At 56.0% G+C, this 25161-nt stretch carries 16 protein-coding genes, 1 tRNA gene and 1 pseudogene; 10 read left to right on the top strand and 8 right to left on the bottom strand.

Going from position 1 to position 25161, the window contains the following annotated elements; all coding sequences use genetic code 11:
- Positions 1-364: 364 nt before the first annotated feature.
- Positions 365-1999 carry an FG-GAP repeat domain-containing protein gene (locus ACGY09_RS06200; RefSeq protein WP_397570888.1) on the top strand — a complete coding sequence of 545 codons (1635 nt, stop codon included), beginning with the start codon at positions 365-367 and terminating at the stop codon, positions 1997-1999.
- A gap of 19 nt (positions 2000-2018) precedes the next feature.
- Here ACGY09_RS06200 and ACGY09_RS06195 read toward each other — a convergent pair whose 3' ends face one another.
- From ACGY09_RS06195 to ACGY09_RS06185, 3 genes are all read right to left on the bottom strand, one after another.
- Positions 2019-4997: an FG-GAP-like repeat-containing protein gene (locus ACGY09_RS06195; RefSeq protein WP_397570887.1), complete on the bottom strand. Its 2979-nt coding sequence runs from the start codon at positions 4995-4997 to the stop codon at positions 2019-2021.
- Between the two features lie 88 nt (positions 4998-5085).
- Entirely contained in the window at positions 5086-6072 is a 987-nt protein-coding gene (locus tag ACGY09_RS06190) for a DUF1559 domain-containing protein (RefSeq protein ID WP_373651136.1), read from the bottom strand.
- Between the two features lie 256 nt (positions 6073-6328).
- Positions 6329-6805 carry a carboxypeptidase-like regulatory domain-containing protein gene (locus ACGY09_RS06185; protein ID WP_373651137.1) on the bottom strand — a complete coding sequence of 159 codons (477 nt, stop codon included), beginning with the start codon at positions 6803-6805 and terminating at the stop codon, positions 6329-6331.
- A 1171-nt stretch (positions 6806-7976) separates the two neighbouring features.
- Between ACGY09_RS06185 and ACGY09_RS06180 the strand changes: the two genes are divergently transcribed.
- Both ACGY09_RS06180 and ACGY09_RS06175 read left to right on the top strand, forming a co-directional pair.
- Positions 7977-8456 (top strand): hypothetical protein, encoded by a 480-nt coding sequence (locus ACGY09_RS06180; RefSeq protein WP_373651139.1) that lies wholly within the window; start codon positions 7977-7979, stop codon positions 8454-8456.
- Between the two features lie 218 nt (positions 8457-8674).
- Positions 8675-10531, top strand: a complete 1857-nt coding sequence (locus tag ACGY09_RS06175; protein ID WP_397570886.1) for a GTPase — start codon at positions 8675-8677, stop codon at positions 10529-10531.
- 127 nt (positions 10532-10658) lie between these two features.
- Here ACGY09_RS06175 and ACGY09_RS06170 read toward each other — a convergent pair whose 3' ends face one another.
- Positions 10659-11492 carry an HAD-IIA family hydrolase gene (locus tag ACGY09_RS06170; RefSeq protein ID WP_397570885.1) on the bottom strand — a complete coding sequence of 278 codons (834 nt, stop codon included), beginning with the start codon at positions 11490-11492 and terminating at the stop codon, positions 10659-10661.
- Between the two features lie 275 nt (positions 11493-11767).
- On the opposite strand from ACGY09_RS06170, the gene ACGY09_RS06165 reads away from it, so the two are divergent.
- Both ACGY09_RS06165 and ACGY09_RS06160 read left to right on the top strand, forming a co-directional pair.
- On the top strand, positions 11768-14065 hold the full coding sequence (locus tag ACGY09_RS06165) for a DUF1549 domain-containing protein (RefSeq protein WP_397570884.1): 2298 nt from the start codon (positions 11768-11770) through the stop codon (positions 14063-14065).
- A 157-nt stretch (positions 14066-14222) separates the two neighbouring features.
- A complete protein-coding gene (locus ACGY09_RS06160) occupies positions 14223-15521 on the top strand; it encodes a DUF1501 domain-containing protein (RefSeq protein ID WP_397571856.1) in 1299 nt (432 codons plus the stop codon).
- Between the two features lie 299 nt (positions 15522-15820).
- Here the strand turns inward: ACGY09_RS06160 and ACGY09_RS06155 are convergent, their stop codons facing one another.
- From ACGY09_RS06155 to ACGY09_RS06145, 3 genes are all read right to left on the bottom strand, one after another.
- Entirely contained in the window at positions 15821-16438 is a 618-nt protein-coding gene (locus tag ACGY09_RS06155; RefSeq protein WP_397570883.1) for a PEP-CTERM sorting domain-containing protein, read from the bottom strand.
- Between the two features lie 307 nt (positions 16439-16745).
- Positions 16746-16818 (bottom strand) — tRNA-Val (locus ACGY09_RS06150).
- A 265-nt stretch (positions 16819-17083) separates the two neighbouring features.
- Complete coding sequence (locus ACGY09_RS06145; protein ID WP_397570882.1) at positions 17084-18055, bottom strand: aldo/keto reductase; 972 nt, start codon at positions 18053-18055, stop codon at positions 17084-17086.
- 266 nt (positions 18056-18321) lie between these two features.
- Here ACGY09_RS06145 and ACGY09_RS06140 point away from each other — a divergent pair.
- Both ACGY09_RS06140 and ACGY09_RS06135 read left to right on the top strand, forming a co-directional pair.
- Positions 18322-18381: pseudogene (locus ACGY09_RS06140) on the top strand (hypothetical protein); the annotation flags it as partial.
- Positions 18375-19859 carry a sodium:solute symporter family protein gene (locus ACGY09_RS06135; protein WP_397570881.1) on the top strand — a complete coding sequence of 495 codons (1485 nt, stop codon included), beginning with the start codon at positions 18375-18377 and terminating at the stop codon, positions 19857-19859. The pseudogene ACGY09_RS06140 and the gene ACGY09_RS06135, both read left to right, overlap by 7 nt.
- 417 nt (positions 19860-20276) lie before the next feature.
- Here ACGY09_RS06135 and ACGY09_RS06130 read toward each other — a convergent pair whose 3' ends face one another.
- Positions 20277-21284 carry a 6-bladed beta-propeller gene (locus ACGY09_RS06130; RefSeq protein WP_373651147.1) on the bottom strand — a complete coding sequence of 336 codons (1008 nt, stop codon included), beginning with the start codon at positions 21282-21284 and terminating at the stop codon, positions 20277-20279.
- A gap of 494 nt (positions 21285-21778) precedes the next feature.
- Between ACGY09_RS06130 and ACGY09_RS06125 the strand changes: the two genes are divergently transcribed.
- The 3 genes from ACGY09_RS06125 to ACGY09_RS06115 all read left to right on the top strand — a co-directional run bounded on the left by ACGY09_RS06125 (position 21779) and on the right by ACGY09_RS06115 (position 25094).
- Positions 21779-23272 carry a DUF1501 domain-containing protein gene (locus tag ACGY09_RS06125; RefSeq protein ID WP_397570880.1) on the top strand — a complete coding sequence of 498 codons (1494 nt, stop codon included), beginning with the start codon at positions 21779-21781 and terminating at the stop codon, positions 23270-23272.
- 204 nt (positions 23273-23476) lie between these two features.
- Complete coding sequence (locus ACGY09_RS06120; protein WP_373651149.1) at positions 23477-23962, top strand: HugZ family protein; 486 nt, start codon at positions 23477-23479, stop codon at positions 23960-23962.
- Between the two features lie 535 nt (positions 23963-24497).
- A complete protein-coding gene (locus tag ACGY09_RS06115; RefSeq protein ID WP_397570879.1) occupies positions 24498-25094 on the top strand; it encodes an FHA domain-containing protein in 597 nt (198 codons plus the stop codon).
- Positions 25095-25161: the final 67 nt, after the last annotated feature.

Genomic DNA, 25161 nt, shown 5'->3' with positions numbered 1-25161 from the left:
GCTGCCAGTACCACATGCTCTCAATGATCCTTTAAACCGCGATGCTGAAGCCACGGTAATTGGCATTCAGATGTTCCCAGGGACAGCACCCGTCTCCCTGCGCTACGCCACGAACTCAAACGTGCGAATTGCCTTCAGCACGAGCAGTCCTTCGATCGGCGGATTGGCCAGAAATTTCCAGTATCTGTCTAGCACAGGGAGGAGGCCAGATTTACGAGCTCGCGAAAGCTGAACTTCAAGTCGCCAGGTCGTTCTAAAGGCCGCGACGAAGTCACTTTCACTTGAATCGTGAATCCGGCATAAAGGCTGTTGGGGATCCCGTTTCGTCTGTGTGGTGAAGAGCCTTCTGGAATCGAGACTGAACGTGAATCGGACGTCTATTTTTTGTGTTGGTTTGGTCGGCACAATACTGGCGGCGAGTCTGGTGGCTGTCACAGCACTGGGGCTGGTCGTTACCGGGATCGATCCTTCCGAGATTTCGTTGACGGGACAGAACACCGAGGAGACTCTTGAGCGGCAGGTGATTGATTTTTGTGGTGCCTGTCACGTCGTTCCTCGTCCTGACGCTCTTCCCCGAAGTTCATGGGGGGAAGAAATTGAAAAGGCGTTCGAACGGTATCGAGTTTCAGGTCGATCGGATCTCAAGGTTCCCAGTCAATCACGAGTTACAAAGTATTTCTTGCAGCGGGCGGTTGAGATGTTGCCCATCCCTAATGTTCCTGATGCCCCCCCCAGCCCGGTTCTGTTTCGCCCAGACGTTCAGCGGTTGCCGAATCAATATGGTTCCACAGCCGTTTCGTTCCTGGATGCCATCCACGTCAGCCCTGGTGTTGATTCTCAAATGGATCTGCTGCTGTGTGATATGGGCAACGGAAGCGTGAATCGCTTTTCCTGGCAGGACGGCGTGATATCCAGCACGGAATTGGGCCGCGTCAATCATCCCGCGCACGTGGTCCCTTGTGACTTTGATCGCGATGGAAATCAGGATTTTCTGATTGCCGACCTCGGGATGCTCAAACCGACGGATGAGCTGCTGGGGTCGGTCACGCTGCTGCGATCGTCAGGCTCCGGCCGTCCTTTCGAAGCCATCTCGATCCTCGATCACGTCGCACGGGTTGCGGATGCTCAACTTGCGGATCTGGATGGAGACGGTGACCTTGATTTTGTCATCGCGGAATTCGGGTTTGAGCAAGTTGGGCGGTTGATCTGGTTGGAAACTTTGTCGATGACTCGCGGTCGACCGGAAACGAAGCTGCATCTGATTGATGCGCGACATGGCGCGATCCGAGCCACTCCCGTCGACTTGGACGGTGATGGTGATCTGGATCTCGTGGGGATGTTCGGTCAGGAGCACGAAGCGATCATCGCGTATCTCAACGACGGGGCTTGCCGTTTCGAGCCGAGGACACTCTATCAGGCTGACAGTCCTTCCTCTGGAAGCACTGGTTTAGAACTGGCGGACCTCGATGGCGATCTCGATCTGGATGTGCTCTTTACGAATGGTGATACGCTGGACACGATGCAGATCAAGCCTTATCACGGCGTCAACTGGCTGGAAAACCTGGGCGACGGGCAGTTCGCGTATCACCGACTGGCCGAACTTCCCGGTGCTGTGCGAGCAATCCCGGGAGATCTCGACGGTGACGGCAAGCTGGATATCGTCGCCGTCGCATTCTGTCCCCCGTTTCTTCGTTATCAGGTGCGACCTCAAGCACTCGATACGGTGATCTGGTTAAAACAGATTCGACCGGGCGAATATCAACGGTATTCGCTGGAGCGTTCCAACGCAGGACCATACCCGGTCGCAGCCGGTTCCATGTCGATCGCCGCTGGTGACTTCGATCAGGACGGCGATCTCGACTTCACGGTCGGTCAGTTCAATCCGTACGAGACCCCGTCTCTGCGAAGTGCCGATTCCCCACGCAAGTGGTTTACGGTCTACTGGAACGAAGGGATGCCAGAGCAGGCGGACGGTGAGATCAATCAAACGTCAGATTGACGTGAAGTCTCATCTGTTTTTATTGCTCATGTCGGGGGACCCACCCGGGCTTCCCTTCGATCACGATCCATTCCCCTGCGGCCGGGACGTCATCAAAGGTGGATCGCAAACCCGATGGCCAGATGATCTCCATGTCCTTCAACTGATCCGAATCACCGACACAGATCTCAATCACTCGCTCATTGCTTGATTCGTATCCATCACCAGCGGTGAGCTGCCAGGTTCTGATCATGCCAGAAGCGAGGGGCGCATTAAGTTTCGTTCCAATCGCATCTCGACTGCTTTGTGTCCCGACAAATTTCAGGCGGAGTGAACGATAGGGGGATTCAGACCGATTCACACCCAGCAGCACGGGCCCCTGCAGATCCGTTGCAATGAAGTCGGTTCGGCCGTCACGATTCCAGTCGAGTAACGCCATTCCGCGTCCCAGCCGTGGGACGTCAAACAGGGTTCCGGCCCTTTCTGCGGTCAGTTCTGTGAATCGGCCGCCCGGTTCGCCCCGGAAGATCTGAGGCTTCATTTGAAACTCTTCGCCTTTGAACTCGTCGATATGCCCGTTCATGACGATGAGGTCAAAGTCGCCATCCTGGTCAGCATCCAGAAACTGAGTGCCGAATCCCAGCGGTTCGAAGCTGGGCTGACGCAGGCCAGCCGCCTGTGTAGCATCTCGATAAAAGCCGTCCTGGTTCGATAAATAAAGTGTATTTGCTTCTTTGGCGAAATTGGTGACCAGGAGATCAAGCTGGCGATCTCGGTTGATATCCGCGCACGCGATTCCCATGCACGCTTGCGAGAGTCCGTGTTCGTCCAGTGCAAGATTTCTCAGAAAAGCCTCTTCCGCGAATCGGAGTGATTCGTCGCGGGAGGTCGTCTGGTTGATCAGAAGATGGTTTGCAGTCATGTCGTTTGCGACAAAAACGTCGAGCCGTTGATCATCGTTGAAGTCAGCAATGACGATCCCCATCCCCATTCCTTCCGAGAGATCGAGGCCCGCTTCCGACTGCTGCTCGCTAAACCGGCCGTCACCGCGATTCAAAATGACGGTGTCCGGAGCTGGTTTGAAGTGTGTCGGACGACAGACTCGCTGTTCGCTATGCTGATCCAGACAGATTCTGGTCAGGATGTCCGGTCCCTGAACATAGTTGGCATCAAACAGTTCTGGAAAGCCGTCACCGTCGAGATCAGCGATGGCACAACTGACGGTCCAGAACGTCTGTGTCAGGCCAGCGATGTCTGTGACGTCAGAAAATGTGCCGTCGCCATTATTGTGAAGCAGTCGGTTACGACCGAAGTTGGCGACGTACAGATCCGGAAAGCCATCGTTGTCGAAGTCGCCTGCAGCAACTCCCTGCGAATAAGACGTTTCGCTGATGTTGGCAGCGAAGGTCACGTCTTCAAATCGCATGGAGGGAAGGTTGCGGTAGAGCGTGTCAGAGGGTCCAGCGGGTGAGCCGTTGGGAGAAGTGCTTCCCTGAGGGAAATACAGATCGGGCCTGCCATCCAGATCAAAATCCAGGACGGCGACACCGGCCCCCATGGTTTCCAGAATGTTGCGACTGCCCCCAGGCTGACACGAGTTGACGAACTGAAAAGCTAAGCCCGCCTGCTTTGCCTGATCGTCAAATTGAATTCGAGTCACACTTGAACTCTGATCAGTGGGCAGGGGAGAGTGCTCCCCTTGTTGCTGAGACAGGTCTGGCAGTTCGAACTGCGTCCAATTGAAATCAGTCCCGGGAAGAGTGTCCGGTCTGGTGCGCGGTAGTGCGGGGGAGAGTTGAGGCTTGATTCGAGCTTGAGCGGCCGCCACGCGGGGGCTTGGGGATTTGAATGTCAGTTCGTAAATCGCGCAGAAGCCCCACGCTTCCCACAAGCGTCCTGTTGCTTCCAGTTCTTCGATCATCTCGAGCATCGCCTCTTCGCTTCGAGACTCATTCAAACGTCCATTCAGATCAATGATCTTCTGGAGCCGCTTTGCACGTTCCGTGAAGGCTGTACCGAGTTCGACATGCTGATGTGACTTCAAGAGTTGTCCTAGCAGGGTCGTCGTCGAGAGCTGTTCAGGTTCTCGCAGCAGCGATTCATGCAGACATCGAATGGCGGAATTGATTTCGCCCTTTTCCGATAACCACTTTCCTCGAGCCGACCAGATACGCGAATCGTCTTGAACCTGTGAAGGCAATTTCGAGTGCCAGGAAATGAATTTCTCGGGTCGGTAATGTGCGTAAAGTTCCGCCAGAACTCCCTGAGCTTCGAAGTTATCGGGATGCGTGCTCGTCACTTCCAGCAGGATTTTTTCTGCGCTCTCGATGTGACTTTGATCTAATTCGTCGAGTGCAACCGCCAGATACGGTGACTTGCATTTGGGATCGGCGTGCAGAATTGCTTCCAGACGCTCACGATCTTTAATTCGGGGCATCTGGGCTGTCAGCAGCATTAAGTCCCCTCGCGTATAGGCGTCGCGTTTCAGCAGTTCGACGATGCAGCGGGCGGTCTCACGCGGGTAGCCCGTCACTGCCGCGATCTGCTCTTGATACAGCAGCGCCTGCGGCTGTTCGACTTGCAGGCTTTCGGAGAGTCGAAATGCAGCGGCGGCCGGGCAGACATAATTCTTCTGCATCCAGCGATTACCCAGCCGCATCGCCAGCCGACCTCCTTCGGCAGGGCGTAGGCGAGAGTACTGGGTCAAAGCAGCAAGGGACTCGTCATACTGACCCTTCTGGTCGGTTGCTTCAGCCAGGAGATACCAGGCCGATGCGAGTTCTGGTGATCTCTCAATCGCACGTCTAGCTTGCTGGATGGCAAGATCGAACTGACGCTCAGAGAGATGGGCTCGGCCTTGTTCAATGATCTGATCCTCGGATTCGTCGCCCGACAGCATGAAGGCAAGTCCGACCGCGCCGATCACAACTGCGGTTACGGTCCCAATTACCAGTGACCCGCCGCGAACCTTTGCTCTCTTTGCGTCGGTCGGTACTGTCTGATCGTTGAGCGGAACCATTGACAGCAGTCCTGGTCAAATGCAGAGATCGCCGTGAGCAGGCTCACGGCGATCTCTGGGTTATTCACATTTGTTGTTCGCGATGGTCTTAGAATTCACCGATCGGGTTTCCGTCAGCAATGTATCCAAGTCGCATCCGGGTAATCGAGTCCAGGTTTTCGCTCAGGAACCGAACGGATCCATCCCCCAGCGTCACCTGCATCCCACCCGTGTGGATACTTCCGGGACTTCCCCAGCTAATCAGTCTTCCGGGAATTCCTTTCTCAGCCGTCCAGGAAGCCCAACTTGCGGGGGCAAACCAATCGTTGATTTTGGCATTACCCGAGGTGCCACCGGCGGCAAACATGACGGATGCCCCACCGACGTGCTGCAGGATCGCCCATGGTTGACCGGGGCCGTTGTAACAGTTCAACGTCGTTTCTGCGATTGCAACCGTATTGGTGCTACCGTCGCTGAGATCACGCAGATTCGTGTTGGATTCAAAACCGAACATACACTTTGTGTACATCCCTTCCGATGTCCACAATGCTCCGACATTTGGTGCACCTGCGGAACCCCATCCGTTGGGATCGCCTTGAGCGACGCTGAAGCCGTAGCTCGTTTTGGAGGTCTGTCCGCCGACCTGAGCGCCATAGTAAGTTGGATCGTCTGGCTGAAATGGGTTTCCATTGTCAGACGGACACAAAAGGGCAGCCATTTTTGCCGTGGAGGCTGCGATGTTCTGCGGGGGCATGGTCGTCAGAGCGCCCCCATTGAAATTCCACTTTCCCATGGGCAAGTTGAAATTCAGTGAATTGTAAAGCGGAGCCTGATCAAAGTAAGGAAGTAACATCACCATGCCAGTGACGTTCTTTGTCCCGGGAAACGACATCGCAAACGGAAAAACATTAAAGGTGTCGTGGTAGTTATGCAGCGCGAGACCAATCTGTTTCAGATTGTTTTTGCACTGCGTCCTGCGTGCTGCCTCGCGAGCCTGTTGGACCGCGGGCAGCAATAAAGCGATCAAAACAGCGATGATCGCAATCACAACCAACAGCTCAATCAGCGTAAACGCTTTTCTTCGTCGCAAACTCATCAACTGAACTCCAAAAAGTAGAAATAAAACAGAATCGACTTCAGACTTTTTGCTGCTCAGCATCCGAAGAATCCACGAACGTCGTGCTATCACGTCTGAACGGAATTCATAGGACATCAAGCAGGCCATGAATCTAGACACGAGATCCGCAGATTGAAGATCGCGGTCATCTCGCTGCGATTGCGCCAAAACTGACGACAACGCTCAGTGGTGTCCCATCACCGCTGAAGCACGGCAGCGGAGACCTGAGTGCGGCTTATTTTTGAGTCGTAATCTTGTACTCGAGGTCAAACTTTCCGCCGTCGGAAACTTGCAGAAAGTTGTGCTTCGATACCTTTTTGGGGTCATTCCAAAGAGGGGCGATCTTTTCTACCGCAGTGACACCAGGAATCGGTGGTCGGCTGGAGTCGACGGGTAATCCATCTTGTGTCTGCATCCAGGAGAATGTGACCGCGTAGTCTCCTGGTGGGAGGCCGACTAAATTCTGGTAGTTTCTCGCCTCGAACTTGCCGTCCTTGTCCGTAACAGCGGTACCGCCGCGACTGTTCTTGGTGTCTCGCTGAGGGGTGAAGATCACTTGGATCCCCTCGTGTGGAGTTCCCTGAATTGTGACACGGCCAGTGACTGGAGCGAGTTGTTCGACGGGTTTTTTAGCGGATGCTCCGCACCCAAATTCGAAAATCACGGAAGACAGAATCAAACCTACGAATGCATGGCGCGACAGACGGTTCATCTTTGGTCCTGAAGAGGCAATCAAAACGTGAAACCTGTTACTGCATCCAAGCAATCGGCCTGGAAACAGCAAATGCCCAACTCTCAATCAATTTCAGCTAAATCCCAACAGCGAACCCGTGCGAAGTGGAGGTCTCTGCCGAGTTGGCTTCAGCGTGAATTGATTGTCATTCTTGAATGAGGTGCTTTCTTGAGTAGCTGTATCCGAACATAGATTTTGACTGTAATTTGGAAACGTGTGCCGAACAATACGTCGCTGATACATCAAAATCAATCAGAACGTAACAAGATTGCGGATTTCCGCGGACACTGGGGTGCGATAACCCCACCAGACTAATGTGAAACACCTTAAACGGTGATGAAGTTGGACTGTCATTACTTCAGGCAGCTTGGCGTTTGCGAAAGTAGTCGTAAAGCAAATCCATTACCCAGAATGTGACTTGTCGCTGCTTTTTGAACGCGGTTCGATGCGTCCGACAGGTATGAGAATGATGATCCCGGTGTGAGTTAGACGTTACGAATCATCGTTGGAAATCCACGTTACGTTCGTGAACCGCTCAGGGTCTGCCAGGACGATTTTGTTGATCAGAATCTTGATTTCTCGGATCGCTTTTTGGGCCTGTGTGTCAGGGAGTCGGGCCAGAAGCCATCCGATGCACCCGCGTGGTTGTGCAAGAACCAATGCCCACTCGTTCTCGCCCTGCCAACTTGTGGTCACGGTGAAAACGTCGTTTCCTCGACAATGCTTTAACACGGCACCGGAGTCTTCCTTCTACAGGCTCGCTGATGTTCCACGCGGTCGTTCGGCTCTCGAGGCTCAATTTCAGGTGGTGACAGAGATCCTCACCGAGCGGCATGTCGCTAACTTCCTTGCCGTTTCGCAGAGGAGGCTCTCATGAAAACGCATCGGATTCGAATCGCAGAATGTCTTGATCATCGACCATACCGCCACAAATTCCGATTGCGTCGCCGTACTGGGGTGGGAAGGAATCCGTGATTACAGAATGCGGAATCGACCGCAATCAAGCGGTTCTGTCTCGCGGGATCTTGGATCCTGCACTACGTTATTCGACTCGAAGCAGGATGACCGAGTGTTGGTGCCGCTTCCTGCACCGAGTGGGACGCTGAAAGGCCCGGGAAACATTTGACTTAAACTTTTGCAGGTGCTGTTGGTGGAATTGACTGCGTATCACGAAGCCGGACATGCGTTCATGGCGGCTTTTCTGGGGGGGAAGGTTCGGTCGGTGACGATTGAACCGGATGACGATGACGGTCCGCAGCGATTTGGGGATACTCAGGTGGTCTGGCGGACGTCTCGCATGTCCGAGCGGAAGTTGTGCGAGAACTGTATTCAGGTGTCGCTGGCCGGGCCGGTGGCAGAAATGCTCTATTCGGGCGACCCCTACCATCCGGGACTGGTCGCGGAATGGGCCAGTGACTGGCAGGCTGCCTGGGAAGCCGCTGCGACGCTGTTTTCCGATCAGCGGAAACGACTGGAATACCTGGAGTCAGTGACGGGTGTGCTGTACCGAATGCTGGATTCCGAACCCAACTGGTCCGCCGTCGCTTCCTTGGCTGATAGCCTGCTGGCTCATGAAACTCTTGAAGCCGAAGAGGTCGAGGAGATCGTCGGAGAGTGGCTGGATTGGTAGCGGGAATTTGTTCGCAGGTGAGCGACATCTCCTGTTGGAATATTGCCTCGAATAATCTTCTTACCGACGTTGCTGGGGCACGGTCGAGGCTTTGAACATCGCCGTTGTCGTGTTCGGTGGTCGTATGCTGCATGACTACAGTCGCAGCGGCTTGCGGCTTATGATGCAGTGCCGGGTTGGTGAGGGTGGGGATCTCAACGCAAACACTGGATACGTGAATGACCGCGGAACTGGCGCAAATGGAGTTACTCGCTCAAGTCGACGATCTGATCGCGCGACTGAGGGGGTGGGTGGCTGAACCGACGCCGTGGGAGCCGGTCCAGCAGAGTCAGTCACTGGTAAAACGTTTGCTGCTGCGTCTGGAGCCATTGCGTGCTCGTGTTGAGGCCCCGCTGGTCGTGGCAACATTCGGGGGGACGGGGGTTGGAAAGAGTTCCTTAGTCAATGGACTGGTCGGTCATGAAGTGACGACGGCGGGACGGGAACGGCCGACCACGACGTTGCCCATCGTGCTGGCTCATCCGCAGACGGATCTCTCGACGTACCACCTGCCACTGGACTCCGGAGACGACGAGTTGCAGATCGTGCGCGTCGAGTCTCCGTTGCTGCGCGACATCGTCATCATTGATTGTCCGGACCCCGACACCACGGAATCCGAGACGGCGACCAGTAACCTCGCTCGCCTGCATCGGCTGCTTCCTTATTGCGACGTACTGCTGTATGTGGGGACACAACAGAAGTACCGTTCCGCACGCGTCAGCGAAGAACTGATGCAGGCAGCCAACGGATGCCGGGTGGTGTTTATTCAGTCGCATGCGGATCTCGATTCGGATATTCGCGACGACTGGAGAAAGCAGCTCAGTCCGCAGTTTCAGGTTGCGGAGATGTTCTTCGTCAATTCCAAGCAGGCACTGCAGGAACAGAAGAATGGGATTCGGCCGACGGGAGAGTTCGGGCGGTTGCTGGACCTGTTGATGCAGGAGCTTTCGGCGACCCAGCGTGTTCGGATTCGCCGCAGTAACCTGATGGGGCTGGTGCAGGAAGTCCTGACACACGCTCGCGAAGTCCTGGCCAATCACGCTCCTCTCGTGGCACGGCTCGAGAAAGCTCTGGCAGAACAGCGTCATCGGACGACCGAGCGGATGGCCGAACGGCTGGAAGAAGAACTGCTGGTCAGTCGAGGGTTGTGGGAGCGGCGGTTGCTCGGACAAGTGACCGAAATGTGGGGCTACAGCCCGTTCGCGTCGATGCTGAAGCTGTGGCATAGTCAGGCCAGCCTGCTGGCTTCGTTTTCGCTGATGCGATCGCATACGACGGCCCAGATGGCACTGGTCGGGCTGGTGCACGGAACTCGCTGGCTGACGTCGCAGCAGCAGGAACACGAGGCAGAGCGCCGGCTGGAGTCTTTATCATCGCTGGGGCTGACTGATTCGGAACTGCGGGAAGCCCAGATGGTGATCTCGGGACATGTTCACGCAGCCAAGCTCGATCGGCCCCTGCAGGAAACCAATGCCCTGGAACATTTGCGCCATTCGGCGGCAGGGATTCAGCTTGAGTTCCTGACCGACGCCGCTCGGCGGATTGACGTGCTCATTCTGGAAGCGGCCAAACGGCACTCGCACTGGACGACCCGGCTGGTGTATGAGGCATTGTTCATTCTGTTGCCCGCCTTCCTGCTGTATCGCGTGGGCCGCAACTTCTTTTATGACTCGTTCTGGCTTGAGAAGCCTCTGCTCGACACGAACTTCTATATCCCGGCGCTGCTGTTCTTTGTGATCTGGGTTGCGGTGTTCGTGATGAGCTATACGGCACGTCTGCGACGAGGTCTGACCAGCCGAATTGAAGTTCTGGCCCGCGAACTGGCTCGTGTCCAGGCGGGAGCCGGTTTGTTTCCCGAACTGGAGCAGCGGTGCGCGGAGTTCTCTCGCCACCGTGATCGGCTGGAGCAGTTCACGGCGAACCTGGAGTCGATTCGGCAAAGCTTTGCCGTGGGGGACGGCGTCGAACGACTGAGCCTGAAGCAAACCGCCGTGGCGAGCAAGGCGAAGGAACCGGGTTTGGTCGAACAGGTTTAATGCCATTCAGTGCGAAATTCCGCACGCACTTCTCCGACGTGCGAGATGAGCCATCGCCGAGTTGCCGCGGATGTATTTCAGTGCGAAGAGGACTCTCAGGGATGGAACGTCTTGCGGCCCTTGTTCCCTATACCGCATCCTGCTGTTCGAACAGTTGCCTCAGATGGACCAGGTTGTCTGCAATAAAGTGAGGCGGTACGGCGGCCGATTCAAAATCCTGGCGTTTGCTGATACCAGTCAGCACGCCAGTGGTTGTCAGGCCGATTGCGAGCGCGCCGGCGATGTCGGTGTCGTATCGATCGCCGACCATCATGACTTCCGACGGCTGCAGACCAATACGGTGGAGTGCCTGGTCGTACATCCCGCGGTTGGGCTTTCCGATCACCGTCGGGGCGACTTCGGTGGCGGCCTGAAGCAAGGCAAGGATGCTGCCTGCTCCGGGGAGCAGTCCTCGTTCGCTGGGATAACTGGGATCGGAATTGGTTCCGAGAAAGCGAGCTCCGTTGCGGATCGCCAGCGTGGCGCGAGCGAGTTCCTCGTAGGTGACTTCAAAGTTGATTCCGGCGATGGCATACGTCGCTTCGGTCGGTTCCAGGGTCAGTTCAAACCCGTACTGCTGCAGGGCGGAACGGAGTCCATCCTGCCCGACGATGATGATCTTGCCCTTGGGCCAGCCCTGTTGCTCAATCTGTTCGGCGAGCCAGCCTGCGGTTGCTTCCGCACTGCCGAGGATCTGTTCGGGCCGGGCTTTCACCCCCATTTCCGTCAGTTTTTCCACAAACTGGACGGGGGTTCGGCTGGCGTTGTTGGTGACGCACAACCACTTCCGACCTGTTCGTTCCAGATAGTCGAACATTTCCTGGACGCCCGGCAGGAGTCGCGTACCGACGTAGATGACGCCATCCATGTCGAACAGGATACCACGGACTTGCCGAAGACGAACGGAGGTGGTTGCAGACACGGAATTCCTTCAGAAGCAGTCGGTCGGACGGTGACGAATCGGTACGAGGGGAAATTCACGGATACGCCGGATAACGTCAAGGGTGGCTCCCATTCCCATTTTCTACGATTTGGACCGAAACTTTTTGCGGTCTGGGGTGTTTAACCTTCCAGGGGTCGGGAACCGTCTACCCAAGCGGCTTCCGCGATTCCTTGTAAGTGCTAACTCAAGAATGATTTGCGTAAGAACTCGGCACCCGGAAGGAATCCGGGGGCGATCATTGAGACTGGAGCAACATGAAAATGCTTAAACAGTTCCGGCATTTCACTTTTCTCTCTGTTACAGCCGTTCTGGCTGGGGGAGCTGCAGGGGTCGCTCCTGCCATGCCGTCGCTGCTGCGTGCGACGATGGTCTCTGCTGCAGAGGCCGTTCCGGCAGAAGCCGCAAGTGCGGTCGCTCCTGCGAATCAATTGAAGGAGCTCAGCGCAGCGACGTCGGACGGCGGGACACCCGTCGGCACGACAGAGGGTGCTGCTACGGGGGAGGTGGCAACTTCTCCCGTAATTCCTGTCATCACGCCGTTGTCTCTGACAGATCCCCGGTCCGTCTCGGCGCAGGAAGTTGCTGCGGAAGTGGACCGTCAAATTCTGGCGGAACTCGCGCGTGCCGGAATACAGGCGGCCGAGCTGTGCAACGACGAAGATTTCCTTCGACGTGCCTCGCTCGACATTGCGGGGCAGTTGCCCAGTCCGGCGGAAGTTCACGCCTTTCGGAGGGAATCGGACCCCGCAAAGCGAGCTGCACTGATTGAGCGATTGCTGGCTTCGCCTGAGTTCGGGCTGAACTGGGGACGGTACTGGCGGGACGTGATCTATTTTCGTGCTACCGAACAGCGGTCTCGACTGAATCAGGAAGAATTCACGACCTGGATGGCCGCACAGTGGAACAATAGCGTCGGGTGGAATTCCACCGTCACCTCGATGCTGACCGCGACGGGGAATGTGCTGGAGCATCCGGAAACGGCATTAATTTTCGCGCAGGGAGCCCACACGGAAGACGTCGCGGCGGAAGCCTGTCGCGTCTTTCTGGGAATCCAGCTCCAGTGTGCCAATTGTCACGACCATCCGACGGACATCTGGAAACGCGAGCAGTTCCATCAGCTCGCCGCCTACTTTCCTCGAATCGCCGAGCGACGCGTGACGAAAGGGAAGCCCGAGTTTGAGATTGCTTCGGTCAATACAGAGAACCGTCGAGCGGAACTGATACGCGATTACCCGGATCTGTTCGTGCGTCAGTTCGACCGCAACAACGATGACAAGCTTTCGCGAGAGGAGCTTGAGAAAGGTCCTAAACGTGTCAGCAAGAAGCTGGCTGCCGCTTTGCAGGCTCGCGCGGCCGAACTGAAAGCAGATTCGGGCGTGGAGATGGATGCGGAATCGATGCAGAGTGAGTCGATGGAAGCTGCTCCGAAAGAGAAACGCAAGGGAGCGAAGAAGAAAGCCGCCCAGATGGCGAACGCTGCAATGGCCCGGGACCAGATGGCCCAGGACAAAATGGACGCGGGTGCGATGAAGAAGGCGGGGCTGGCGGCTCCGAAGCTCAATGCCAAGCAGATTGACCGCCTCTTCGAGGTGGGAGATACGAACAAGGACGGAGACCTGACGATCGACGAGATCAAGGCCTCTCAACCGCCGCAGAACAAGCGGCGTGGGGCGACCGAACACCATATGTCGAACCTGCTGAATCCCGAATCCGAAGGGGAACTGATCGATCCCAAGTTCTTCATTGATGGTTCGAGTTTACCGCACGGCCAGACTGACGAAGAGCGACGCAAGGCGGTCGCGGAAGCGTTTGTTTCACCCAACAATCCCTGGTTTGCGAGAGCGATCGTCAACCGCGTCTGGGCCGAGATGCTGGGCGAGGGCTTCTACATGCCGATCGACGACCTGGGGCCGGCTCGAACGCCCCGTTACCCGGAGGTGTTGGATCTGCTGTGCGTCAACTTCGTGAAGAATGACTACGATCCCAAGTGGCTGGTCCGGACCATCGCGAACACGGCAACTTACCAGCGGAAGATCAGGTCCAAATCGGTCTCCGAGACTGAGCTTCCGTTTGCCTCGGCAACACCGGTTCCGCTCCGTTCTGACCTCATCTTTAATTCGCTGGCGCAGGTATTCAGCCTGACCGACGACGAGATGGGTGGAAGAAGCGCCAAAGCGGCAAAAGACAAACCTCGCAGCTATGCACAGTCTCCCCGTTTTCAGTTCGATGCTCTGTTTGGTTCTGACCCGTCAGTACCGAAAGAGGATGTGACCGGGACGATTCCTCAGTCTCTGATGATGATGAACTCACGTGTGTTCCGCGCGGGAATGTCGGCCAAGGGGGGAACCCGGTTAGCGAAGATCCTCAAAGAACATCGGGATAACACGGCCGCACTGAAAGAACTTTACCTGGTGACGCTGTCGCGGGAACCGTCAGAGGAAGAACTTCGCATCTGCACGCAGTACATCGCAGACGTGAAGGCGCGTCCCGAAGCGTTCGAAGACCTGATGTGGAGTCTGCTGAACTCAAGCGAATTCATTTCGCGGCGGTAACCCTCAGGAAGTGGCGGATCGGCAGATGCCACTTCCTCTCTGTCACGGCCCGCTGAAGCAGCAGTCACGGCCGGTGCCATGACTGACAGAGCAGAAATTCACGTGAGATCGAGCCTCATAGAGTATCACGAAATTTGCATTCGTTCGGAGAATGATGATGGATCAGTTGACCTGGCATGAACGTGTATCACTCGACCGCCAGACGGTTTCTCGCAGAAGTTTTCTTTACGGTGCCTCAGCGGTTGCGGCTGCGACGGGGATCAATTTTCGCGACGTCATGTCGCTGCGCGCGGACGAACTGCGTAAGCAGGGAAAAGCGATGATCCTGCTGTTCATGCAGGGTGGGCCGTCCCAGTTGGAGACGTTTGATCCCAAACCCGGAACCGAGAATGGAGGGCCGACCACCGCGATCAGTACGACTGTCTCGGGAATTCAAATCGCAGAAGGGTGGGAACGGACTGCACAACAGATGCAGGACATCGCCATCATCCGTTCGATGACGAACAAAGAGGGAGAACATCAACGAGCCTCGTACCAGATGCACACCGGGTACATCCCGTCCGGTTCGGTGAAGCACCCTTCGCTGGGGGCCTGCATTGCTCAGGAACTGGCGCCGAAGGACCGCGAACTCCCTGCCGTCGTGACGATCGGAGACCGGGGAACTTATGGTACAGGAGCCGGATTTCTCGGCGTGGACTATGAACCCTTCCAGGTGGTCGGTCGCAGCATCGGTGTCGTGCCGGACAATATTTCCCCGATCATCGGCGAGAAGCGGTTCACTCGGCGACAAGGTCTGCTCGATCGACTGGAAGGGGAGTTTGCGGCACGGGGGGGAGAAACAGTTGTCAGCAATCACCGGCGTGTGTACGACAAATCCGCCAAGCTGGTCCTGTCACCTCTCACCACCACGTTCGATCTCAGCCAGGAATCGGCGGAAACAAAAGAACGCTATGGGGATTCTGAATTTGGCAAAGGCTGCTTACTGGCTCGTCGTCTGATCGAAGCGGGAGTCACGTTTGTCGAAGTGCGCCTGGGGGGATGGGATACGCACCAGGAGGTCTTTTCCGGAGTGAAGAACCTGGCAGGTAAATGCGATCCTGCCTTGGCCGCGTTGATTTCGGATCTCAAAGAGCGTGGCCTGCTGGATTCGACGCTCGTGATGTGGACGGGTGAGTTTGGGCGTACACCGAAAATCAATCCGCGAACAGGACGGGATCACTGGCCACGCAACTTCAACGCTCTGCTGGCCGGGGGCGGAATCAAGGGTGGGCAGGTGATCGGAGAGTCCGCTGCAAACGGAATCGGAGTCGCCAGTGATCCAGTCACCGTACCCGATCTCTTCCAGACGATCTGTACGGCGCTGGAAGTGAACCCGGCAAAAGAGAACATGAGTCCGATCGGGCGACCGCTGAAGATCGTCGATGGTGGAAAACCCGTTTCCAAGCTGTTCGGGTGAGTTGCCTGAGTTTCGCCGCTGCACGGGGACCCGCCGGATTGCGGCGGGTTTCCCTGTGATTCCCCACAAGTTGCACTCGCATGCTACCGGAGTCAGAGCTCTGGAAGACCCGGGCGACGTGTGAAGTGGTGTGCGTTATTGCGATCGCTAACAGCGCGCGGAGCCCCGTGAGTCTGTGCGGAATAGTTTGTCCGTCCCTTGCCGAAGGGGTCGGCGCTGGCCCGCGCGATTGAGAGCGAAACCCCAAGGCAGCGTGAGGCGGTTTTCCTGACGAATCAGCCGAGAGCGCACTGGCTTTTTCAAGCAGCGTTGGAAGCGCGCCGTCGTCGTGCTGCGAGGTAACACCCGAGTCCGCCCAGTCCCATGAGGGCTGCTGTTGACGGTTCAGGAACCGGGGTCACCGTCGTGGTGACTCCGACCAGATCGTCGTAGATCAGAGTCATGAAGCCGTCGATCGTGAGCAGTTCCAGGGTGGTTTCGATACTTCCCACGTAGCCCGAAAATTGGGTGGGAGTGACAGCATCCCCAAAAATGTCAGGTGTTGCCGTGGTGTACATGGGCGCAAAGGCATAATCACCATAGAGCATGGCAATGTAGACGGGTTCTTCTGTTACCTCGGCAGTCGGATCGGTGAAGACGACGTCGAAGTAGAATGGATCCAGCTCTGTATAAGTGACTCCATTGATCGTGGCAGTAATGCGGTAAGGCAGATAGACCCCGCCGCCGACGTTCCAGGCATAAGCCCAGTCGTCGAAGACGGCGGTGACTTCAAATGCGGATCCCGCCAGATCGTTGTTGAACGGGTCGACGCTTCCTTCCGCCAGAACACCTTCATACTTGAGTTGCAGAAATCCCGCCTGCAGGGAGCCACTGAAGAGTGCGACCGCAAACCCCAGCACGCAAATCAGATGCTTCATCTCGACCGTATCCTTCTCGTTTCAGCAAGACGAATCGAACCCGGAACTTCCACAGAACGGTTGTACTATGTGTCCTATTTCTCCCAAACTACCAGTGTCGACGCCTTGAAAACAGTGGCAATAGGCGCATTTCGCAGGACTCAGATTCCGACTGGGGTACGAATCCGCAAGATCGTCACGACCTGGACGCACGTCGATCATCGCAGTTCAACCGGGTGCCATTGAGAGAGCCGGAAACAATGATTTCCGGACATCGCGAAAGCAGCGATTCACGCTGCACGTGCGATAACGAAGAATGAAAAGAGAATGGGCGATACTGGATTCGAACCAGTGACTTCCACCGTGTGAAGATGGCACTCTAGCCGCTGAGTTAATCGCCCTTCTGAGATTCGTCCGGCTGGATCTTTGTATTATATCCAGCGGGACGCGGTCAATTTGTATCCGTTGACGCGGGTGTCGGCAAGGAAGAGGCCCCGTCGATTGGCGAGGTTCGCGCCATCTGGTCGGATTTCTTGTGCACAATCCGACCAGATGGCGGGGTTCGATATGGTTGAGCTACCTGCGCGGATGCAGAGGGCTTCGCCGGGATCCGATGAACTGGGGCTCAACTTACTGCTCGCGACAGCTCGTCTGGCCAGGAAGCAATTATTGCGACCAAGTGGTGGGCTGTCGGACCCAGCGGTGTTCTTTTAACTGATCTCGGAGTGATTCCGGCAACGGTCCGGTATCGCTGGTCGCCAGATTCGCTTCGACGTTCCGGAGGGATCTCATTCCGGGGATCACAGTTGAGACGGCTGGATGGGAGAACGAGAATCGAAGTGCCATTTCTGCCATCGTCATGTCGGCGGGAATCAGCGGGCGAAGGGCGTCAGCGCGTTCCACACTCGCATTGAGATTTTCGGGGACGAAATAGGTACTGCGCCAGTCTTCCTTGGGCCAGGTAGACGACTTGGTCAAGGTTCCGGTGAGCGTCCCTTCGTCGAACGGGACGCGGGCGATGACTGCCACGTCGTGCTTCTGGCAGGCTGGGAACAATTCGTCTTCCGGGTTCTGATCGAAGATGTTGTAGATGACCTGGACAGCGTCGATCAGTCCACTTTTCACCGCCTCGATCCCGTTCCAGGGTTCCCAGCGATTGAGGCTGATGCCGATGGCCTGGAAAAGCCCCTGTGCCTTGAGATCGGCCATCTTGTGATACCAGCGATCATCGCGCAGCCAACTATCTTCCCACGTGTGAAACTGCATGAGATCAAACGAAGCGAGTCCGGAATTTTTCAGACTTGAGCTGACGTACTCTTCGATGTGCTCGGGAGGAAAGCAATCGTCGAGTGAGTATTCGCGGCGGCTGGGCCACTGAAAGTTTTTCGGAGGGATTTTTGTGGCTGTGTAGAGCTTCCTGTCAGGAAAAGCACGGACCAGATCACCCAGGATGGCTTCGCTTTTCCCGGCGCCGTAGCCCCAGGCGGTATCGAAAAAATTGCAGCCCAGTTCCACGGAGCGGTGCAGGGCGCGGTTCACTTCGTTCAGGTCGGAACCGGTCCAGCCGGCCATGCCCCACATTCCGTATCCGATTTCGCTGACTTGCCCGTCGGTTCGTCCGAATCGTCGATATTTCATAGACCCTGAGGCCTCCTTTGAATTCGTCGTCGATGAAAAATTGCGGGATGCGAAAGGGAGCAAATGTGTCGCAGAGGATGGCTTCCGGGACCGACAGCGGCTTCCTGACGGCTAGGTGATAACCGTCGCGTCAACTGAAGTAAAGCAGGGGGATTTCCTGACTTACTGACGTCCAGGTCCTGTCAGTTAAAGTCACGTCGGAAGGGAGGCCTGAATCGCTGACTTTGACAGGGCTGGAAATGTCGCTTTTCTCACAAGATTGATAGCATACCCGACGAAAATTGAGGGTGGAGAACCTGGAAAGCGAGCGGAGACGACGATGCTGATTGGTTGCGTAGTTGTGTACATGATGATCACGGTTGCGATTGGAATTTACGCATCGACTCGTGTGCAGAGTTCCAAAGACTTCATGGTGGCAGGACGATCGTTGCCGCTGTACATGAACTTTGCCTGCGTTTTCGCGACCTGGTTTGGGGCCGAGACTGTTCTTTCCGTCTCATCCAAGTTTGCTCACGGGGGGTTGACCACGGTCTCGGGCGACCCCTTCGGAGCTTCGCTCTGTCTGATTCTGGTCGCGTTCTTCTTTGCCCGCACGTTCTATCGCATGGAATTGATGACGATCGGCGACTACTACCACCTGCGGTACGGAAAATTTGTTGAGATTATCACGTCGCTGGGGATTGCCAGTTCCTACCTCGGCTGGACGACCGCTCAACTTTCCGCATTGGGACTGGTCATCAATGTTCTTTTCCCGGCGATCACTTTGAACCAGGCGATTCTGATTGGTGCGGTCATTGTGACCGTGTATACGATGTTTGGTGGAATGTGGTCCGTTGCACTGACAGACGTGGTTCAGACCGCAGCGATCGTGATCGGGCTGCTGTTTGTGGCATATATTCTTGGCTATAAGGCGGGGGGAATTGACCACGTCTTTGCTGAGGCTTCGAGTCAGGGAAAACTGAACCTGTTCCCGCAAGCCAGAACGGCAGCGTGGATGGTTTTTCTGGGTGAGTTCATCACGATGTCGCTGGGATCGATTCCTCAACAGGACGTGTTTCAGCGTGTGACGAGTGCCAGGAATGAACGGACGGCCATGATTGGAACGATGATGGGAGGTGTTTTCTACTTCCTGTTTGCGTTCGTACCGATGTTCATCGCATTCGCCGCGACCATGGTCGATGCCAGTTTTCTCACTCAGTTCGAGGCGGCGGGCGAACGCGAGGTCCAGAAACTGCTGCCGACTCTGATCTTGAAAGAGATGCCGATCTGGTGTCAGGTGCTGTTCTTCGGCGCGGTCCTCTCGGCCATTCTGTCGACCGCCAGCGGAACATTGCTCGCGCCTGCGAGTTTGCTGACGGAAAACGTGCTGAACCCGATCACGAAGGATTTCAGTGACAAGTCGCTGTTGTGGCTGCTGCGCATCATCCTGATCATCGTCTCGGTTGTTTCGACCTTGATTGCCGTCAATTCCAACAAGACCATGTATGACATGGTTGAAGGGGGGTATCAGGTGACGCTGGTGGTCGCCTTCGTGCCGCTGGTCTGTGGCATCTACTGGAAACGGGCCACGACACAGGGGGCGATTTTCTCGATTCTGCTGGGCGTTCCGGTCTGGCTGGGGACGGAATACATCTACTCCGAAGAGAGCGCGCAGATCTGGCGCAACGTTCCGTCGCACCTTTACGGTCTGATGGCGTCGTTCCTGGGGATGTGGATCGGATCCTCCATGCCGAATTGGATCAAGCACCGTGTGGCCGATCCTGCTGCTCTGGCAAATCGACGCAGTTCAGCGATGGGGCACTAATCGTTTCGCCGTTGCGGCAAAGTGCGACTGTTCGTGCGGCGAGGAGGCACGCTCTGCCGGTCGCTCCGTGCAGGAAATTTTTGTTGGCGAGTCACCTGGCCCGTGTGGTAACGGAGCGGTCAACGTCGACTGTGGGATCTGGTTGAGTCGGGTCTGGCTGTCGCATTCGTGTGTGTGACGACTGCGCTGTCGAAACGACTTTGAATGGTGCTGGCCGGAGGTTCTACCGCGTTTGCTGGTGATCCTGTCGGAGTTGAAGAGGGCGATGCTCGATCGACCGACGGGGTCTCTTGGATGGAGGCGGAGCTGAATCAATTCTGAACGCAAAAAAGGGGAGACGTGGTTGGCGTCTCCCCTTGTTGCTTACTGATGACGGGCCTTCGATTGTGACGATTCACCCGTCGCGAGTGTCAATCACTATGGCTTGACCCGGACGAGCTTCATGATTCGTCCCGAGACGTTCCAATCCTGGACGTAGAGGTTGCCATCTTTGTCCCAGTAGGATCCGTGAGTACCGCTGAAGATCCCTTCGATCCATTCCGATTGCGGGATGTTGTAGTTGCCCCCTTTGGTGGGATCAGGATTATGACCCAGCACCGCCATGATGGTGTTGTTTTTGTCGAGGATCACGACTCGTCCGTGCAGATCAGGAACGGAGACGTAATCACCCTGCACGGCGGCTGACGTGGGCATCCCCAGCCCGGTCACGACTTCGCCGAGGAATTCTCCTTCGAGGTCGTAGTGGACGAGGCGGCCTTTGGGCTGGTGATTTCGATCGCAGATCAGCAGGCGGGGTGGTGAATAGCGGGTATCGAGTGTCATTCCGTGGGCCGTGTTGAACTCCTTGAGTTCGTTTCCTTTCACACCGAAGTGCTTCAGGTACTTGCCCGTTTTGTCGAACTTGAAAATGTGATTACTTGCGTAGCCGTCTGACAGGAAAATATCACCATTGGGAGCGACGGTGATCGCGGTCGGGCTGAATTTTTCGAGCTTCAGGCCTGACTCCTGAGGGAACGGCAGCTTCAGCACGATTGCGCCGGTTTCGGCGTTGAACTTGATCCCTTCGGCGTTGGCATTGCGAGCTGCGTAGATGTACTCGCCATCGGCTTCGTCACGAATTTCGATATCGTGCATGCGACTGTATTCATCGCCGATGAACCGGCGAATGACTTTCCCCTCGGGCGAGAAGACGAACAGACCCATATCCGCGCTGGTATAGATGTTTCCAGCTTTGTCGACGACGACGCCACCATGTGTCGGACCGATGGCAGACTTTCCATCCGGACCGAGGCCCCAACCGGGGACGGTTTCAAACGTCATCAGTCCGCAGCCCATGCGGACGGGATGAGGTTTGTCGGCGGCGAGAGCCGACAGCGTCAGACTCAATGATACAAGGCAGGCGAGGCCGAAACGAAAATACGTCACGATTCAAAACTCCTCTGGGTCGTCAAACTCTGTCCTGGAATGGTCGACAAAAAACAATGAGTAAGGCTCGAAGCAATTCTGCTCCCCTACGCCATTGAAGCAGATGAGCGTCACCTGACCTTGTGGGATCACACGACGGCCAGCTTCTTCCGGTTGTAACGATTTCGCGGGGAGCAAAGTGAGTTGTTCTACTGCGATGGAGGGGTTTGTTCAATTGGCGGGTAGCGAAATCGTTGAGGCGGATGGAACCGGACACGTTCACGCGGCCAGTCCGGACCGTTGCTGACCTGGGCTTCTGGCGACGAGTAACACGGCAGTCGCAGGCTTGATTAATCGTTCGCGATCGCGATGAGCCGTCAGCAAACGGCCGAACTTTCCGAAGGGGAAGAACTCTCCGCAAGTTGGCTCTTGCGGACTAGACTCGTTGTACGACAAAAAGAAGTGTAGAGTACATTCGACGTGCCACAGGACCGCCATGTTTGAGGACGCCTATCGTGTTGAATCTTCTTGGATCAGAAAAGCGACTCTGCAATGGAATGACTCGACGCGATCTCCTGCACATCGGGGGGATTGGAGCACTTGGACTCGGACTGAATTCACCACTTCCGCTCAGGGCCTCTGCGGGCGGAGTTTCTGACGCCAGGAATCCTGCCAAGTCGTGTATCTTCGTGTTCCTGTTCGGTTCGCCGCCGCAGCACGAAACGTTTGATCCCAAGCCGCTGGCCGCTGCTGAAATTCAGGGTGAAATGAAAGCGATCGACACGGCGGTGCCGGGGTTGCAGTTCTGCGAGGGCTTACCGCAAACGGCGCAGATCGCGGATCGACTGACCGTTGTTCGATCGATGACGCACGAGTACCCGATCCACTGCTGTGCTTATGTCATGACGGGGATGCCGACATACAGCATTCCGCTGGAGACGGCCCCGCGTGCACCGGAGCACTGGCCGTTCATGGGTTCGGTCATCGACTATCTGGACAGTCGACGGTTTGGGGAGCAATCCTCGACGCTGCCTCGGAACATTGGTCTTCCCTGGAGATTCTGTTCAAAAGGGAGCTCCCCGCAGCAGGCAGGGCCCTATGCTTCCTTTCTGGGAGATCGCTACGACCCGTTCTGGTCCGACTTCACGGGCGAAGGAACTGTGGTTGTGCCCAAGCTGGCTGCAGAGCAGGTTGAAGACGTTCGTGACCCGCACGCGGGAATTTCGGCCGACGCCCGATTCCAATTGTCGCAAGGTTGCGAGTTACCGAGCGAACTCTCGACACGCCGATTCGACGCGCGCGTCCACCTGCTTCAGCAGTTCGATGCGTCTCGTCCGCTGATTGACCGGGCAGCCGCGATGGGGAATTACGACGCTCATCAGCAGCGGGCCATGTCGCTGATTGGATCGAATCGAATTCGTGATGCACTCGACGTGGCGCACGAGTCGCCCAACCTGCGAGCCCGCTATGGGATGAACCTGTTCGGCCAGTCGTGTCTTGCGGCCCGTCGTCTGGTAGAAGCGGGAGCCCGGTTCGTCTCGGTCTTCTGGGATCCGTTTGGACCGCATGGGGCATCCGTCTGGGACACGCACTCGAACCATTTCCCGCGACTGAAGAACTACCTGCTGCCCGTCTTCGACCAGGCGTACTCAGCCATGATTTCTGATCTGGAGGATCATGGATTGCTGGATGAAACCATGGTGATCTGCACCAGTGAACATGGTCGAACTCCTCAAATTGATTCTGCTCCGGCAGGGGGTGCTCGTCATCATTGGTCACGAGCCTACTCGTCCGTGTTTGCGGGGGGAGGGATGGCCAGGGGGAAAGTGGTCGGCCAGACAAATTCCGTGGGCGGGGATGTGGTTGACACGCCGATTTCGCCCAAGGATATGCAGGCCACGATCTATCATCAGCTCGGTTACGATGAATCGACGACGATTCCCGATCAGCAGAATCGCCCTCATTCGATCGCCGGAAATGGACGCGTCCGGCATGAACTGCTGGGGTAAAGTGCAGACTCCCGGTGAGATGCGTGCTCAGTGGCACAGTCGTTCGTGGCAGTCTGTGATCAAATTGGGGGGACGCATGTGAGCCGGCTGATCCGGGAGCGATTGAATTCCGGTTGTCGCGTTCTATGGTATAATGTGGTTTGAGTCCGCCAGAGTGCTACTGGCGGCAAACGTGCTGTGCCATAGGACAAAGACTTGCAAGTGATGACCGACACATCGCCTCAGATGGAATTTGCTCAACTGATTCGATCGCAGCGTGTGGCTGCGATTGGAACATTGCGGGACGGGGCCCCGTTAGTCTCGATGGTACCGATTGTGGTGAGCGACGACTTTTCGTCCTATGTGATCCACATCAGTCGTCTCGCACTTCACACGCAGGATATTCTGGAAAATCCGCTGGTGGGACTGATGATTTCCGAGCCCGACAATGGATCAAAAGACCCGCAGGCACTGGCTCGGGTGTCGATCCAGGGCAAGGCCGTCATCGTTCCGAGGGATTCCGAAGAGTACGATCGACTGGCAGACCTGTATCTGCAGCGGTTCCCTGATTCGGCGATGACGTTCTCGCTCGGAGATTTCGAGCTTTATCGTATCGATGCGAAATCCGCTCGATTCGTGGCGGGATTCGGCAAGATCTATAATTTTGGACCATTGGACTTTCAGGAAGCCGCGAATTCCCCGCTCGAATGACGTGAGCGCTGATCACAAGTTTCCTGATAATGAGAATCGTGACAGGCAGACTACTGTAGGCTCCGGCAGACGCAGTAGTCTTGTCTTTCTTCGTGCGGTTTTCAGAATTGCCAGCGAACGCAACACCCCCCGAAAAGCCCCATGCCGAATCTGGCCGCGGATTTTGCCGAATTTGAGCGTTTTTCTTATTGGATGGCCTGTGGAGGGGCGGAATCGGCAGATTCCGTCGATGTCAGGGAGTACCCGCGTGACGATTTGAGTGGTAGAGTTCATTGGCCGTTTCCCGATGCGGCAGGTGAAATGGATTGAGCCGCGGTGATCCACAATTCCGTCTGAAGAAATCGGAAAACGGGTTTTCAACGGATAAAAACATCCCTATTATTGGAAAATTGGCCGTTCCGTTCGATACACGGCCTTGTAAATGGCTATGTGGTGCCTAAATAAGAGCATATTTGAATAGGTGATCGGGGTTCGATTCTTCGAGCGAAGGCGATACCTGCCAGTTTTATGATTTCAGGGGCGTGCGGAGTAACAAATGCCAGCTTTCCTGGTTCCCGTCGATCCCGGCCATTGCCTGATTCCGCTGGAGAAGGCCATTGTCCTGATAGGCCGCCAGTCGGATTGTGATGTCGCTTTGACTCTCAGTCGCAAGATTTCTCGTAAGCACTGCTGCGTGGCTCAGGTCAACAAGAAATACGTGGTTCGGGACCTTGGCAGCACAAACGGCGTTTATCTGAATGGAACCCGAATCAAGAAAGAGGCGACGCTTTCGTTCGGCGATGATCTGATGATCGGCGACGTTCATTTTCGGATGCAGGCCGACGCCAAGTCGATCGTGAATCGAGCGAAACCGCCGGTACCAAGAACGCCTGAATCACAAACATTCGAAGAAGCCTCCAGCGAAGCGATCCCGCAGCAAGGACAGGGTGACCAGACCGCGCCTCCGAGCCTTGATATTCCCATTGCCCTTGCTGAGGGCAAGGAAGTTTTCGAGGTCGAAGAAACCAGTCTCAACAAGCAAGTGTCCCTTCGAAAAAAACGCGTTGACGATGTCATACCACTCAATGACGTGATACCGCTGGACAGTGATGAGGAAGAGGAGAACCTCATGCTTGCCTCAGACAATTTTTGACGAGAACTTTGGAGGCTTGTCGGGCAATGAGAAGCGTCTGACATTTCCTGTCGAGCTTCTTGTCATT

This window comes from Schlesneria sphaerica (assembly GCF_044336245.1).
In the GTDB taxonomy this organism is placed as follows: domain Bacteria; phylum Planctomycetota; class Planctomycetia; order Planctomycetales; family Planctomycetaceae; genus Schlesneria; species Schlesneria sphaerica.
Note: the sequence above shows the minus strand (reverse complement) of the source record. Positions and strands in the feature narration are given on the sequence as shown.